General features: G+C 52.3%; 17 protein-coding genes. All 17 read left to right on the forward strand.

Going from position 1 to position 14,489, the window contains the following annotated elements; translation table 11 throughout:
* Window positions 1–273 precede the first annotated feature (273 nt).
* Entirely contained in the window at window positions 274–1,899 is a 1,626-nt protein-coding gene (locus Mal48_RS00605) for a hypothetical protein (protein ID WP_145195166.1), read from the forward strand.
* Window positions 1,900–2,403: 504 nt separating this feature from the next.
* A complete protein-coding gene (locus Mal48_RS00610; RefSeq protein WP_145195168.1) occupies window positions 2,404–2,811 on the forward strand; it encodes a hypothetical protein in 408 nt (135 codons plus the stop codon).
* Window positions 2,812–2,858: 47 nt separating this feature from the next.
* Window positions 2,859–3,485, forward strand: a complete 627-nt coding sequence (locus Mal48_RS00615) for a DEAD/DEAH box helicase family protein (protein ID WP_145195170.1) — start codon at window positions 2,859–2,861, stop codon at window positions 3,483–3,485.
* A gap of 60 nt (window positions 3,486–3,545) precedes the next feature.
* Window positions 3,546–3,869, forward strand: coding sequence for a hypothetical protein (locus tag Mal48_RS00620; protein WP_145195172.1), 324 nt, complete (start codon window positions 3,546–3,548; stop codon window positions 3,867–3,869).
* Between the two features lie 61 nt (window positions 3,870–3,930).
* Complete coding sequence (locus Mal48_RS00625; RefSeq protein ID WP_145195173.1) at window positions 3,931–4,461, forward strand: DUF669 domain-containing protein; 531 nt, start codon at window positions 3,931–3,933, stop codon at window positions 4,459–4,461.
* 89 nt (window positions 4,462–4,550) lie between these two features.
* Window positions 4,551–6,251, forward strand: coding sequence for a DEAD/DEAH box helicase (locus tag Mal48_RS00630; protein ID WP_145195175.1), 1,701 nt, complete (start codon window positions 4,551–4,553; stop codon window positions 6,249–6,251).
* A gap of 60 nt (window positions 6,252–6,311) precedes the next feature.
* Window positions 6,312–7,004, forward strand: coding sequence for a DNA cytosine methyltransferase (locus Mal48_RS23815; protein WP_145195178.1), 693 nt, complete (start codon window positions 6,312–6,314; stop codon window positions 7,002–7,004).
* A gap of 302 nt (window positions 7,005–7,306) precedes the next feature.
* Complete coding sequence (locus Mal48_RS00640; RefSeq protein WP_145195180.1) at window positions 7,307–9,571, forward strand: bifunctional DNA primase/polymerase; 2,265 nt, start codon at window positions 7,307–7,309, stop codon at window positions 9,569–9,571.
* A gap of 79 nt (window positions 9,572–9,650) precedes the next feature.
* Window positions 9,651–10,037, forward strand: coding sequence for a putative PDDEXK endonuclease (locus Mal48_RS00645; protein ID WP_197441938.1), 387 nt, complete (start codon window positions 9,651–9,653; stop codon window positions 10,035–10,037).
* Window positions 10,038–10,072: 35 nt separating this feature from the next.
* Entirely contained in the window at window positions 10,073–10,579 is a 507-nt protein-coding gene (locus Mal48_RS00650) for a hypothetical protein (protein WP_145195182.1), read from the forward strand.
* Between the two features lie 47 nt (window positions 10,580–10,626).
* Entirely contained in the window at window positions 10,627–11,052 is a 426-nt protein-coding gene (locus Mal48_RS00655) for a hypothetical protein (RefSeq protein WP_145195184.1), read from the forward strand.
* A gap of 139 nt (window positions 11,053–11,191) precedes the next feature.
* The gene (locus Mal48_RS00660; protein WP_145195186.1) at window positions 11,192–11,401 is read left to right on the forward strand and encodes a hypothetical protein; all 210 of its coding nucleotides are present in this window, start codon (window positions 11,192–11,194) and stop codon (window positions 11,399–11,401) included.
* 26 nt (window positions 11,402–11,427) lie between these two features.
* Entirely contained in the window at window positions 11,428–11,643 is a 216-nt protein-coding gene (locus Mal48_RS00665; protein WP_145195188.1) for a hypothetical protein, read from the forward strand.
* The gene (locus Mal48_RS23030) at window positions 11,640–11,807 is read left to right on the forward strand and encodes a hypothetical protein (RefSeq protein ID WP_197441940.1); all 168 of its coding nucleotides are present in this window, start codon (window positions 11,640–11,642) and stop codon (window positions 11,805–11,807) included. The genes Mal48_RS00665 and Mal48_RS23030 overlap by 4 nt, the downstream gene beginning before the upstream one ends.
* Window positions 11,808–12,252: 445 nt before the next feature.
* Window positions 12,253–12,501 carry a hypothetical protein gene (locus Mal48_RS00670; protein ID WP_145195190.1) on the forward strand — a complete coding sequence of 83 codons (249 nt, stop codon included), beginning with the start codon at window positions 12,253–12,255 and terminating at the stop codon, window positions 12,499–12,501.
* A gap of 124 nt (window positions 12,502–12,625) precedes the next feature.
* Entirely contained in the window at window positions 12,626–13,501 is an 876-nt protein-coding gene (locus Mal48_RS00675) for a hypothetical protein (RefSeq protein ID WP_145195192.1), read from the forward strand.
* Between the two features lie 745 nt (window positions 13,502–14,246).
* Entirely contained in the window at window positions 14,247–14,477 is a 231-nt protein-coding gene (locus tag Mal48_RS00680; RefSeq protein WP_145195194.1) for a hypothetical protein, read from the forward strand.
* The last annotated feature ends 12 nt before the right edge of the window (window positions 14,478–14,489 follow it).

The following is a 14,489-nucleotide window of genomic DNA, read 5'->3' on the forward strand; positions in this document are numbered from 1 at the left end:
TTGCACAGCCAGAGTTTCACTTAGACAAAGGTTCAAAACACTCTCAAATTTCCTATCAGGTTCAGAAACGCTGAACTCGGCGCAGCTGGTCGCGAATACAATTTCTGAAAAGACTCGATGTTTTCTCGCCGATCATGAGTTTCTCGCCAAATTCAAAACATTTCTTGTTGTTCCCGCCAACAAATCGTATCCTGAATACGTAGAAATAGCGGCTCACTCAATTCTGCCGTGATTGTCTACCTTTTTGACTCTAGAGACTGGTCCCATCGAGCGATGTCAAACTCACCCAAGGCTCAACACCTTCTTCAGCAGGTGCAATTGCGGCTGACCATTCGCAAAATCGTTCAGCGAGCATTTCTCGTCACGCTGATCTTGGCAGCGGTGTACTTAACGTTGATGCTCGTAGGGCGTTTGACTGGCTACTTCCCGGATTGGTTCACACCGTTCTCCGTGTTGATGGTCCCGGAAGTCGGCTTGTTGATCGCAGTGTTGCTCCCAGGTCGACCGGAGCAGAGTCAGGCCGCCCATGCCATTGATGAAAATCAAGGAACGCACGATCTGTACCTCACGCTGCTTTCAGTGAAGACTTCACAATCAGAATACAAGCCGCTCGTCACCATGAAAGCGGAAGAGCTCGCCGGGAAGATCGATGCTGGCTCAGTCGCGCCGTTTCAATGGGAGAAGTCGTGGTTATGGACTGCCGGAGCAATGGCTCTCCTGTTCGCGGGGGCGTTCTTTGTTCCGACACTCGATCCGTTCGGCAAGGTGGCAGAAGCCAAACAGGAAGAACAGCAAAAACGTCTGATCGAAGAAACCGCCAAGCAGACCGAAAAACGCAAGGCGATTCTGGCAGAGAAAGAAATCGAAGCTGAGAACTCCGAAGCGGTCGAGAAAGCACTTGAGGCACTCAAGAGCGATTTCGGAAAAATGAAAAGTGGTGATCGCAAAGCCAACCTCGCACGCTTGAACAAACACCAGAAACAAATCGGTGAGAAATTCCGCAAGCTGAACTCGGGGGAATTAAAATCACTCAATGACAAAATGAACGGGCAGCAAAAGCTGGGGGCCATCCGCGATCAGGAACTCTTTCGGAAATGGAAAAAAGAATTGCAGCAAGGAAGTGCCGAAAGTATGAAGAGCGAAGTCGACAAGCTCCAGGAAGATCTCGAACGCCTCGCCAAGACGACTGATCCTGTCGAACGAACCGAACTCGAACGACAGATTCAAAAGAAGATGAATGAGCTCTCCGACTTTGCATCCAACAAAGTCGGCTCCAAGGCTCTCAATGCAGCCATCGAGCGTGCGAAGCAACAACTCGAAGCCGCCAAAGATGGCAAGCTCTCCAAAGAAGCGATGGAGGCTCTCAAAGAATCGCTGGAAGTCGCGCAGCAGGAAATGGAAATGCTTGCCCAGTCTGCCCGCGATATGAAAGACCTCGAAGAAGCTCTTGAAATGATCAGCATGGCGAAGCAGATGAACGCTGACGGAAAACTTGACGGAGAAATGTTTCCCGGCGAAATGACTTTGGAAGATTACGCAGAGTTGTATGCTCAGATGATGGGAGACGGCATGGGGCAGGGTGAAGGAGAAGGCGAGGGCGAAGGAACCGGCGGACAAGGTTTCGGTGAAGGGGGAGAGGTCGAAGAAGACGACTCCATCGGGACGGACTTCATCGACGAAAAATCAAAAGCCGCCATCCAGAAAGGCCGCATCTTGCTCTCCATGAAGACCAAAGGCCTCTCCGACTCCGGCGACATCACCGACGCCGACTACAAACGCATCGTCGGCGAATTACAACAATCACTCGACGACGTCATCGAACAAGAACAAATCCCCCCCGGCTACCTCGAAGGCATCAAAAAATACTTCGACACCCTGGAAAAGTCCGAGAAAAATTAGAAACCCAATCCCTCAATTTTCCCCGCCAAAATCGCAACACAAACAGCAACCTGAACCGAGCGTTGCCTCTCCGCTAACAGGCATCAGAAACAAAACCGTTTAGCAAACGCCAAATTCTGCACGAGAAATGCACGATGACACTGCTTGCGAGAGAGTGAAAATGAATGGGGCTGGCGGGACTCGAACCCACAACCAACGGATTATGAGTCCGCTACAGCGGGCGTCTTTCATAGGGAAACAGGGCAAAAGTAAACCTTTTAAGGGCTTTTCCGTCCTAGTTTTGGGCCGTACGGGCTTTGGTGGGTAACCAAATCGGTAACCAGGAAAGTTAACCAGGTTGACGACAGGTTGACGCTTCGGATTTCTTGAAAAGTTTCTCGCGTGTCTATGCTCTTGCGATTGAACATTCTCGAAAAGTTTTCTTGCCCGTTTGGTTTATTTTTCGGTTGATTCGGCCCTGGTGATAGAGAGTCAATTCTTTTTATCACTTACGGAGTCAGAACAATGACAGATTGCCAGCCGGAACGCCGGACAGTCACGCAAACGGGCACGCTACTTGAGGACATTCGAGAGGCTATCGAACAGCCGGGTTTTATTTCCGGTCCAGGAACGCGGCCGACAGCACTTCGAGGGGTGGCGGCTCTTTGCTTGTGCCACGGCATGGGGTGGACTCAAGAGGATGCGGCGGAGGCGTTGGGGTTTTCCGATCAGTCTGGAGTGGCTAAGGCCATGGAGCGATCAGCGGCCCGGCTTCGCAAGTTTATGGCAGTCGATTTATCTCACGCTCGAAATGCCGGCGTGCTTTGTCCTCATTGCGGAGAGGACACAACCGAGACGGGAGAAGAGGCGGTTTTCGAGCTTCCGGCCGATGGCTTCCAGGTGGTTGATGATCCACGCCGGAAGTTTCAATAAGCGTCCGGCGTTTCCCGTAAATAAGCAACCTACCACAGAGAGCAGAAATGAGCATTGCAACCGTTATTTTAGGCGAGTCTGGCAGCGGAAAAACTTCCAGCCTACGCACGCTTGACCCGAACCAAACCTTGATTATCCAGCCGGTGAAAAAGCCGTTGCCGTTTCGCTCGGCAGGCTGGGAATCGTCCGTACGGCCTACAGATGATCCGGCCGAAATTCAAAAGATTATCCCGGAAGCGTACAGAGCCGGGAAGCGGGTTTTCGTCATTGACGATTTTCAGTACACAATGGCGAACGCTTTCATGCGTCGGAGCGGTGAAAAGTCTTTCGATAAATTCACTGAAATCGGCCGGTCAGCTTGGGACGTTATGCAAGCGGCCAACAATGGGCCGAACGATGCGCGCGTCTACTTTCTTTGGCACACCGAGACAACAGCGGACGGCCGGACGAAGGCCAAGACCATTGGCAAGATGCTCGACGAAAAGATTACCGTTGAGGGCTTGTTCTCAATCGTCTTGCGTTGCCATTGCCTGGACGGACAGCACTTCTTCACAACCACTACAGACGGTTCAGACCCGGTCAAATCTCCGTTTGATATGTTTGCTTCGCCGAGCATTCCTAACGATCTCGGCCACGTAGACGCGGCCATTTGCGAGTATTACGGGATCCGTTAAACGGCCCGTTCATTCAGCGACTTACCACAGCACTTTTTACCACTAGAGAGAGGCGATTTCATGCTATTCACGACAAATGCAAACATCACCACACTACCGGCGTTTCATCCTATGGCCGGTCCATCGAGAGCGGACATTAAGGCGGGGGCCGTCAAGGTTCGCAAGCGGCCGAGTCCTGCGGAATGTTGCAGCACGGTCGAACTGATTGACGAACTGCAACGGCGGGGAGGGGGCGGGGAGAACGCTGGAGTTATTGCAATCCAGGACGGAGCCGGCACGAATCACATCCGCGTTTTCGGAAACTTGGCGATTGTGACGCTCTTGTTTCTGGGGGCTCAAGTGGCCGTTTCCCGTCTCGTTGGGCGAAGCGTTAAGGAACTCTAGGGATCCACTCGCACCAAGCAACCTACCACTTTTTTCACTCTACGACAAAGGCTTTTTCATCATGGCAGCTATTGACTGGAATCACGACGACTATCAGGAATCACGCGGCGGGGGACAACTTTACCCGGCCGGTGACTATCTTGTGAAGATCGTCAAAGAAGAGAAGCGGGAAACCAAGACGAAGAACGGCGATCTCTTGGCGTTGGAATTGTCTATCGGGGACGGAGAACACCGGGGCGGCGTTCTGTTCTGGTCTCTCAATCTCTGGCACAACTCAACTCGGACTCGCGATATTGCACGGGGAGAATTGAAAGGCATTTGCAACGCCATTAACAAGCCAACGTTGCGGGACACTTCCGAGCTTTGCGAGATCCCGTTTATTCTCACGTTGGGGCTGAAAGGAACCGGGGACGACATGCGGCAAACGTTCCAGCGATGCCAGCCACGGAACAACCGGCCGCAACCACCACCACAGCAGCCGGTTCAACAGCCGTCCCAACAGTACACGCAGCAGCCACCACAGCAGCCGGTTCAACAGCCGGCCGGGCCGCAATCACAGCCGGAACCGGGGCCGGGTGCTCCAGTCTGGTAACGACGAACGCCGGAACGGTTTCCCCCTGGTTCGATTCCAGGGCCGGCTTTTGATTTTTTTACGCAACCTACCACAAGCGAGAAAGAGCAATGCAGGCAAGGCCATATCAAGCCGATTCGATCCGGTTCGGATACGAGGCACTTCGAAGGGATCCACAGGCCCGGCCGTTGCAGGTCATTCCGACAGGCGGCGGGAAAACAATCATCTTGTCGACGATTGCACGGGATGTCACAACGCATTGGGGCGGCCGATGCTTGATTTTATCGCACGTCAAAGAGCTAGTGGGTCAATCAGCGGCCGAGATTCTTGAAGTTGATAGCACGCTAGACGTGGGCGTTTATTCGGCCGGTCTCAAGCGGCGTGAGACAGAAAACGCAATTATCACGGCCGGGATCCAGTCCGTTTATAAACGGGCGGCCGAGCTAGGGCCGTTTAACATGGTTATCGTCGATGAGGCCCACTTAATTCCGCCAGACGGAGAAGGAATGTATCGGACATTTCTGCAAGATGCAGCAATGGTTAACCCCAAATTCCGGCTGATGGGGTTAACGGCAACTCCTTACCGGTTATCGTCCGGATTGATCTACGGAGAAGGCGAGATTTTCACGGAAATTGCCTACGAAGTCGGCGTTAGGGAACTCATTGCCGATGGGTATCTATCCCCGCTGGTCTCAAAGCGGGTGACAGAATTCGACGATAGCGGCATTCGGGTAACCAGGGGAGACTACAACGCTTCGGATATGGAATCTTCCATGCTGCAAACGGTCTCTGAAGCCGTTCGCGAAACAATCGGCCGGACGAAAGACCGCAATAGTGTCTTGATCTTCTCGGCGGGCGTGTCTCATGCGGTGGAGATTTGCAATTTCCTACAGTCGGCCGGCGAAACGGTCGCGTTGATCACAGGCGATACCGATCCGGCCGAGCGTGACGAAACTATCGTTAAGTTCAAGGCCGGAGAGATCAAATATCTTGTCAACGTCAACGTTTTAACAACGGGATTCAACGCACCGAATGTTGACGCGGTCGTTCTGTTGCGTTCAACGCTTTCGCCGGGGCTTTATTATCAAATGGTTGGCCGGGGCTTCCGGCTGTTTCCGGGGAAAAGGAATTGCCTGATTTTAGATTTCGGCGGGAATGTCATGCGTCACGGGCCGGTTGATCAAGTCAACATTGGACACGGCAAGAAACGAAAAGGGGAAGCCGGCGAAGCACCTAGCAAGGTGTGCCCGCAATGCCAGTCTGAGAACGCAGCCGGCCGGGCATTGTGCGTCGATTGTGGCTTTGCGTTTCCGATCCAGGAGAAGCCGAAGCACGAAGCGGAAGCGGACGACGTTGCCCCGTTGTCCGGGGAGATCACAGAGGACGTTTTTGAGGTCCACGACACGGAGTTTTATCTACATACCAAGATGGGGGCCGATGAAACGGCACCAAAAACAATGCGTGTTGACTACATGGTTTCATCGGGCAATAGCATCAGTGAATGGATTTGCATTGAGCATGATGGTTTTGCGGGGGATAAGGCCCGTAAATGGTGGGCCGAGCGTTCACGCTTGCCGATGCCACACACGGCAGCCGATGCGGTGAACATTGCCCGGCTCGGCGGCTTGTCAGTCACTCGCGAGATCACACGGCGGAAAGTGTCCGGGGAGCGGTTCTCATCTCTGGTTGATTATGTCCTGGATGAACGGCCGGAAGTCGGCGAAGCCGGGGCCGATCCGCTTGAAGAGTTTGAGGAAAATCGAGGACTCAAACAGCTTGCGTTGATTGATCCCGATGACGTTCCATTCTAACGATAAGAAAGGCAAGCAGTGAATCACAATAACACGAAAGGTGAGTTCAATGAGTAGGCATTGTTCGCAGGAGCTGGCGGCGGATTACTCGCCTCAAAGTTACTGGGATGGAATACGGTTGCGGCGTGCGAAATTGAGAAATCCAGGCGGCGGATCCTATTGCAGCGACAGAGAGACGGAATCCTTGACCGGTTCCCGATATGGGACGACGTCCGCACTTTTGACGGCCGACCCTGGAGAGGACTTGTCGACATTATCACCGGAGGATTCCCGTGCCAGGACGTCAGTATTGCGGGTACAGGAAAAGGGCTTGCCGGCTCACGTTCGTCGCTATGGTTCGAATATGAGCGAATCATTGAAGAAGTTAGACCTAGTTTTATCTTCGCGGAAAACTCGCCAAACCTGCGAACTAGAGGACTTACCAGAATCGTCAAGGGACTTGACCGCCTGGGGTATGACTGCCGGTGGGGTGTTTTGGGAGGTTGGCACTTCGGCGCGAGTCACAAAAGGAACCGAATGTGGGTACTTGCCTACGATCACAGTTCAGGACGCCAGAAACAATGGAGGTCCAAGCCAGATGAGGAGGAATACAAAGCCTTTGAATGCGGTTGTGGGTGGCCCCGTGAACCCGTACTGGAGCGAGTGGCTTATAGGGTGGCCAATAGGGTGGACAGACTTGAGGCCGTTGGGGATGGACAAATTCCAATCGTGGCGGCAACAGCATTTAAGTTGCTTTCTGAGGGATTACTCTAACGACAAGAAAGGCAAGACATGTGCGATAAAGCAAAGCGGTCAATCAAAGCCGGTTTAAGGAATCGGCGGGCTATCCTGGTTATTGCTATGGGTGGGGAGTGCGAGTTTTGCGGCTCGGCGAATCGTCTCGAATTCCATCATACGGAGCCCAGAAAATGGGTTGCGGCAAAAGTGAATCAGTCGACACGCCAGAAGATGTACGAAAAGGAATTCCTTTCCGGGAAACTCGCGTTAGCGTGCAGTGATTGTAATAAACGGCTCGGGAAGCCAGTAAGCGACAATACAAAGGGAAAACGTCAATAATGCAATGCCTAGACTACGCGAAAGAGTTACACGAAGCGGGAATTTCTGTTTTCCCGGTCGGATCCAATAAGGTTCCACGGGGGCCATGGAAGCGGTTTATTAAGACCCGGCCAACAGCGGAAGAGGTCCAGGGCAGTTTTTCGCAGCCGGTCGGGATTGGCCGGGTATGCGGGGCGATCTCTGGCAACTTAGAGGCGATTGATTTCGACATTGACGATGAGGCCGAAACGGACTTAACCACAGACGATGCGTTGAGGGCGTGGGCGGCAATTGTGGACGAATTGCGGCCGGGATTGCGAAGCAATCTCTGTCTAATCCGGACGCCACGACCCGGCTATCACGTTAACTATCGCTGCGAAAGCCCCGTAGAGGGCAACCAAAAGCTAGCATATGTGCCGAGCCGATCACAGGCCGGCAAGTGGAAGGCAATTTTAGAGACACGCGGGGAGGGCGGTTACTGTCTATCACCTGGATCGGCAGATTTTTCGCATCCGTTGGGGGCGTCGAACTATCAACACATCGCCGGGCCGAAGTTGTCGGAGTTGCAGACGATCACGGCCGATGAGAGGGCCGTTCTATTGCAGGCGGCCCGGCAGTTCAACTGCAAGCCAGAGCTTGTTTCACATGAGCGTCCGGCCGGGAATTCCGTCGACCGGTCTGAAGGGATCCGGCCGGGCGATGATTTCGAGCAACGTACGACATGGGCGGAAATCTTAGAGCCGGCCGGCTTCACGTTCGTTGGTTCCGAGGGCGACACCGGACGTTGGCGACGTCCAGGAACAAAGAGTTTACTGTCTGCGACCACAAACGCGGGCGGCTCGGGCTTGTTCTATCCGTTCTCGCCGAATTGTGGAATGGAACCGAACCGGGGTTATAACAAGTTCTCCGTTTACGCTTGGCTGAATCACGGCGGCGATATGTCAGCGGCGGCCAATGAGTTGACGCGTCAAGGCTACGGAAAGCGGGCCGATCTAAGCCACGTGAACATTGACGAGGCGTTAAGAACGGCCGAGAAGCGGAACGAAGAAAAAAGCCAGTCAACCGAATTTCCGAGCCACTTATTACACGTTCCGGGGATGATTTCCGGCTTAATCGATTACACGATTCGCACGGCGTTTATTCCACAGCCGGTTTTGAGCTTGGCGGCTTCAATCTCTTTGATGGGGGCGTTAATTGGCCGGAAGGTGACAGACGATTTCGGAAGCCGGGCGAATGTTTACACGGTCGGGCTTTGCCGATCAGGTGGCGGCAAGGAACACAGCCGGAAAGTGAACAAGGCGGCATTAGTTGCAGGCCAAGCCGATCCGATTATTGGCCCGGAAGAATTCGTTTCGGGGCCGGGAATTATCAACGCCATTGGCGAGCCAGATGAGCCGGCACTCTTGTTTCAAAATGATGAGATCGGCCGATTCCTGAAGTCTATCGGCAATGGCCAGAAGAATCCTCATTTGTATCAAGTTGTTACCGTTCTTATGAAGCTTTTCACATCGTCCGATTCTGTTTTCTTGGGAGCGGCGTACGCGGATTCAAAAAAGAACATCAAAATAGATTGCCCGAACGCTTGCCTATACGGGACGACGGTTCCGGGATCGTTTTTCGACTCATTAGAAAAGGAGAGTTTAACGGATGGCTTCGTTTCAAGGTTGTTGATTTTCGAGGGGGACGACAACGCAGAGATCAACACGCGGCCAGTTCGCGAAGAGTTTCCGGCCGAGCTTGCAGCGGACGTAAAACGCTGGTTTGAGTTCAAGCCGGGCGGGAACTTGTCGGACATTACAGCACAGCCGAGAGTCGTTCAAACAACGCCGGACGCCGGAAAGATGTTGATGGATTTCACAGTGAGAAGCTTATCGCAAAGAGACGATGACATTGAACAAGCATTGTGGAGCCGGGCCGGGGAGAAGGCCCGCAAGCTTGCTCTTATTCACGCTTGTTCAGAGAGTTTCGATGATCCATTGATTGATACGCACGCGGCCGAGTGGGCCATTGAGTTGGTGACCTACTTAACGCAGCGTCTTCTTTCGATGGCGGTTGATTACGTGTCGGAAAATGAACATGAACGCAGTTGGAAGAAGCTGGAAAGAGTGATTCAAGACCGGGGATCAATTCGCTCATCGGAGTTGCACGCAAAGACACGATTTCTCAAGGCTTCCGAGCGTTGGGGAATGCTAAAGGAACTGGAAAGCCGGGGCGTTATTGCCATCTCGGATGAGGGCAGTTCTGGCGGAAGAAGAGCGTCAATGATTACCTGGACGGGGGATTGAATGGTGAGTTTTATATCTTTGGCAATTGTTGCCATTGTTGCTTTTTTAGTTGGCTATGAAGCCGGAAGGGATTAATAGAATGGCAATTAACGGATGCAAAAAAGGGAAAGCAGGAGAGAGAGAGCTTTCTCATGCTCTTAATGGTTTGCTCGGCACGTCTTGCCGGCGTGGTCAGCAGCACACCGGACTGGAAGGAAAAGACGTTGTGGGGCTCGATGGTATCCACATTGAATGCAAGAGGGTTGAAAAACTCAACCTGGACAAAGCCGTTCAACAATCCGTGCGGGACGCATCGGCCGAAGATGTGCCGGCCGTTTTTCATCGTCGGAATCGTCAGCCCTGGTTGGTTACGGTTCGGCTCGATGACGCGGTTTCATTCGCGGAAAGGATCCTGGAGAACAAAGCGGCGGGGGATTCTGAAGCACTGGCACATATGTTTCTAAACAATCAATTCACAGAAGAGTAAGCAGCAACCTACCACAAACACGAAAGAAAGAACTTATGACTAAGAAATCCCATAAAACCACCATGCCATTCTCTGTAATGGCGGCCGGTAATGTCGACAAGTTCACCGGTTCCATTAAGCGGGCCATCCGTCTTTTTCGGTCAATGGCGGCCGAGCGGGGAAAGGTGAGAGAGCTGGAATCTCTGGTGTCTCTTTACTCTCGCGAGCTTGGCAAGATGTCGGTTCGATACGCCGAGAGTGCAAGCCGGGGCGATTTGCTGAAAATGCAGGTGGGCGAACTCAAGGAGAAGTTGCAGGCGGCGGAACGCCGAAAGAATGAACTCTCTAGCAGAAACGCAGATCTCACCATGCAATTGCAGTCTGAGAAGGCAATGAGAATGACAGCCAACAATCGGCACTTGAAGTCTGAAGAAGAACGGCAAGTTCAAGGCGAGCTTCTAGCCGATTACCGGGACCAGCTAGAGCAGGCCAACAAGACGCTGGCAATGTTCTCTGAGATGTCATTTCGGGAGCTTCTCGGCTGGTTCTTCGCCAGTCGTTAAGCCGGGCCGGCTTCTTCACTCTTTGACCTATCACAGAAAGCAGACGAATGAATTGCAATCAGCGCACGACTTACGGAATCATGAGCAGCCCGGCCAGTTCATGCAGGAAGTACGGATGGTGGCCGGGGACAATCGTAACGGCCGATCCGTTGCAGGCCGGCGACTGTCCACCATTGTTGCGAATCCTGGACGTCGGAACGATGCGAGTGACAGTTGAAGTCGTCCAGGTTGGCGACTTACAAACCAAGCGACCGCGAGAGGTTGCCGAAACTTCACAGCCGGGCGTTTTCGAGTGGTTCCACCGTATGCGGAACTGGCAAGTGTCCGAGCATTCGCCGAGCAAACATCTAATCTTGAAGAAAGCCGCAGCAAGAGAGTTGCTAGACGAATGGTTCCGGGCAGCGACAGAAGGGAGGGACGACAACGCGGAGGCAATCAGCCAAGGTCTCCGGGAGCTTCTCGCGAGCAAGTAGGCAAACGGCCCTGGAGAAATCCGGGGCCGTTTTTTTATTTTCAGAAATAACTTGCGTAAGTTTGTTGCACTGTCGGTTAAACTTGTATGAGATTCTTTCTCACGCGGACAGCAACCTACCACGAACCGAAGGCGATCCAATGAACATCACGCGGACGCAATGCGACAAAACTTATCTTTACGTTGATAACGTCATGGGAGTGACGAGAGATTTTCACGAACATATCGCGGCTTTCGTATTGCATGCAACGCCATTGCCGGGAATCATTGGCGATCTCTTTGAGATTACGATACTCAAGGGGTACAACGCCGATGGATCCGACAGGGGCATTGTGAACTGGCAAGATTGAATTCTCTTTCAACCGAAGGCGATCCAATGAGCAAGAAAAAAAGCAAGATTCATAGACAGCCGATCTCAGGCCCGGTTGATTGGTGGGACGCATTCAAGGCAGCAGCCAAGAAAGACGGCCGGCCGTTATCCGAATGGGTGACCGATCTCTGCAAAGACGCGTTGCCGGCGAGCGAACGAAAGAAACTCAGCGAGAGAACGCCACAGGGCCGGCCAAGAGTTGAGAAGGGCAAGGAGCAATGAGACCACGGACCGAACTTGAGGAACTCGGCCGAGCCATCCAGGCATTGCGGGCCGAGCTATTGAAGATTCTCTATCCGGTCATAGAGCCGGCGTTAAACTTCCTTGCCGGCGTTCTTCGTTGCCGGCAAGGAGATCAACCTACCACAAAGGAAAAAGATAAATGAAGACAATTACCGAACACATTGAGCAGCTAATAGCGGCCGGCGTTGAATCGCCGAGCGTTTTAATTTCCTATGAGGATGGAAAAGGAAAGTGCATTGGCCCGCATTGGGTTATCACGGCTGGGGGCAGGGTGAACGGGAAGGCTGCGCAATGTTCGCAAAGAGTCACGGCGTGGGCAGCAGAGAGGGCCAGGTGTTGTGCGATTCAAAAAACGATCCAGATAGCGTTCGAAAGGATGGCGTTTTTTGCGGCATGCCACACAGCGAGCGATTAACTACGATTCCAGTCTAAGCAACTCAGAAAAAGCCCGGTCCAGGTTAAGCTTGAACCGGGCTTTTTCGTTTTCTCGAAAGAAACTTGTGCAAGTTTGTTGACCGTCAAAATAAACTTGTGTAACATTTCGGTTCACGAGACAAGCAACCTACCACAGCAAACGGAAATAAGACGATGGCGAATGCAACACGCAACGAACGAATCCAGAGAATGGAAAAGACACTTTCAGGAATCGCCGGCCGGGCCGTTGAGTTAACAATCAGGGGAGAGAAGGCGTTTACATTTTCATACGCCGGCCGTCCAGGGGAAGCACAGGCGAAGCTTTATAAGTTCTTCCAATCGTGGGCCGACGGATCCGTTAACCTGGAATGCGAATACGACGAAGAGTTCCAGGAAACTTTCATTTTCCTAGAGATCTCATAAACGTTCAATCTCGGCCGGTCCAGGAATTACCAGGGCCGGCCGGGCTAGCATTTAGCTCGGCCATTGTTTTTTTCTTACACAATTTCGACTCAACCGGGCCGTCAATAAAAATCAGGGGGATTTGATGCCAGACGTTAGGGAATTTTTAGACGATTCACTTTCTAGTGAAATGCGGGATCTTATCCACTCGCTACGCCGAACGATTGCCGGCTATGAGGCGGCCCTATTCGATGGCGGCCGGCCGGGGGATGATCCGGCGTTGTCGGCGTATCATGCGGCTATGTCGTCTCCGTTGAGTTGCCGGGCTGATCATAGTGAGTCGGCAACAAGAAAACTCATTCGAAAGAAAGGAACGAAGCCATCCAGCCGAAAGTGGATGAGCTACCAGGAAGCACGAACTCTAGTCCACTCGCTAAGAATACCCGAAAAGACCGGCAAGGCCGCCCGCAATGGCTGGCGGGCATATTGGAAAGAGAACAACCGACCGGACGGTCTGCCATTCGATCCAATTTCCGTATACAAAGACTTTGTCGATTGGTCGGATTTTCTTGGAATGTCGGCCAATGAATTATCAGGCGAAGCAAACAGGCTAGAGGGCGAGCGAATAATGAGAGTTATAGTTGCTAATAGAATCGAGTCAGTTTCTCAATATAGGTCGTTCCGGAAAGACCTAGCGGGAGAGGTGGCTAAATTGCCGGCGTATTCGACCCTTGCAAGGAAAGAATGGTTCAAGGGGTTTCCCAAAGTGGAAGGATCCGCATCGGCTCGTCACGAAAGTCGCACCTCCAGAGTATACACGGGGGACTTCAACGCCAAAAAGTTCTATTCCTATTGCATCAGGCATGAAATCACATCTATCAAAAAACTGAAGACTCACAGGCGAACACTAACCGACGAACAGTGCCAGGATTGCCCTACGAGGGAATACTTGCAGAAGGACAGTTCAGGCTTTCTAGGCTTTCCGACAATCGACGAAGTAGACGAAGCCAAGCAGCAATAATCCGGCCACACATCGCCAGGAGCCACAGAGAGCCGTCAGGACGCGTTCAACCGTCTTGGCGGCTCTTTTTACGTCTTGTGCCCGCAAGTCTTCTCTCAGGGTCACTCTGGAGTCCTGCGGAGCGAACCTGGCCGACACTCAACCACGCCGGCCGGTTCCAGCTTTCAGCCAGACTACAAATCAACGGAACTTTATGGGCTTTTTGGTAAATGCCATTTACCAATAAGTTTTGAGGGAATACCGCAAGAATCATCTAATAATAATAAAAAAAATACTTTTTGGTATATTGGTATCTCTGTTTCAATCTCTCATTCTCTTTTAATCTTGAACCTCTAAGAACCAATTACCAATAAGTTTTTTCGTCGACGTAACGTTCTTGAAGGCAACAGCTTGTGGAGAAAACTTTTTGGTAAATGCCATTTACCAATAAGTTTTGAGGATACCATAAACGGTCATTGATGAAACGTGGGACTCTTGCAGGCGATTCTATCCAGCCACGCCACGCACGCCACGGCTGCCATTGTGGCATATAGCATGACTGCCAAAATGGCAATCGGGTCCTTTTTGGCGTCTCGGTCCGTACTGGGTCAGGCGGAGGTACTGGCCCTATTGGTAGTTACATCCAATCAGCCGGCCGGGCCTGCCTGTCGTTCTGGCAGTGTCATACTTTTGCATAGGGGTACACGACGCGAACGTTACAGCAGGCGGCCCGAAGCGGCCCGGAACTTAGCTAGGGGAATGAAATGTGAATCCAGAAATCATTGCCGTATTGGTCGGCGGGGCCATTGGAATCCTAAGCGGATTTATTGCGTGGCTTACTCGAATTTCTTTCAATGTCGGCTGGATCAAGTCCACCATTGAGACACAGCTAGCCAGCCATGAGAAAGAACTCAATTCGCTAGACACGCGAGTTGCCACAGTAGAGCAGAAAACAGCAACACATGAGGCAAGGCTTGACCGGCTCATCGACGATTAGTTTTTTTCACGC

This window comes from Thalassoglobus polymorphus, assembly GCF_007744255.1.
In the GTDB taxonomy this organism is placed as follows: Bacteria; Planctomycetota; Planctomycetia; order Planctomycetales; family Planctomycetaceae; genus Thalassoglobus; species Thalassoglobus polymorphus.

Excerpts from the sequence above, each read along its gene's own strand:
- Mal48_RS00605 (WP_145195166.1), top strand. The coding sequence starts at position 274 with ATGTCAAACTCACCCAAGGCTCAACACCTTCTTCAGCAGGTGCAATTG.
- Mal48_RS00610 (WP_145195168.1), top strand. The coding sequence starts at position 2,404 with ATGACAGATTGCCAGCCGGAACGCCGGACAGTCACGCAAACGGGCACG.
- Mal48_RS00615 (WP_145195170.1), top strand. The coding sequence starts at position 2,859 with ATGAGCATTGCAACCGTTATTTTAGGCGAGTCTGGCAGCGGAAAAACT.
- Mal48_RS00620 (WP_145195172.1), top strand. The coding sequence starts at position 3,546 with ATGCTATTCACGACAAATGCAAACATCACCACACTACCGGCGTTTCAT.
- Mal48_RS00625 (WP_145195173.1), top strand. The coding sequence starts at position 3,931 with ATGGCAGCTATTGACTGGAATCACGACGACTATCAGGAATCACGCGGC.
- Mal48_RS00630 (WP_145195175.1), top strand. The coding sequence starts at position 4,551 with ATGCAGGCAAGGCCATATCAAGCCGATTCGATCCGGTTCGGATACGAG.
- Mal48_RS00640 (WP_145195180.1), top strand. The coding sequence starts at position 7,307 with ATGCAATGCCTAGACTACGCGAAAGAGTTACACGAAGCGGGAATTTCT.
- Mal48_RS00645 (WP_197441938.1), top strand. The coding sequence starts at position 9,651 with ATGGCAATTAACGGATGCAAAAAAGGGAAAGCAGGAGAGAGAGAGCTT.
- Mal48_RS00650 (WP_145195182.1), top strand. The coding sequence starts at position 10,073 with ATGACTAAGAAATCCCATAAAACCACCATGCCATTCTCTGTAATGGCG.
- Mal48_RS00655 (WP_145195184.1), top strand. The coding sequence starts at position 10,627 with ATGAATTGCAATCAGCGCACGACTTACGGAATCATGAGCAGCCCGGCC.
- Mal48_RS00660 (WP_145195186.1), top strand. The coding sequence starts at position 11,192 with ATGAACATCACGCGGACGCAATGCGACAAAACTTATCTTTACGTTGAT.
- Mal48_RS00665 (WP_145195188.1), top strand. The coding sequence starts at position 11,428 with ATGAGCAAGAAAAAAAGCAAGATTCATAGACAGCCGATCTCAGGCCCG.
- Mal48_RS23030 (WP_197441940.1), top strand. The coding sequence starts at position 11,640 with ATGAGACCACGGACCGAACTTGAGGAACTCGGCCGAGCCATCCAGGCA.
- Mal48_RS00670 (WP_145195190.1), top strand. The coding sequence starts at position 12,253 with ATGGCGAATGCAACACGCAACGAACGAATCCAGAGAATGGAAAAGACA.
- Mal48_RS00675 (WP_145195192.1), top strand. The coding sequence starts at position 12,626 with ATGCCAGACGTTAGGGAATTTTTAGACGATTCACTTTCTAGTGAAATG.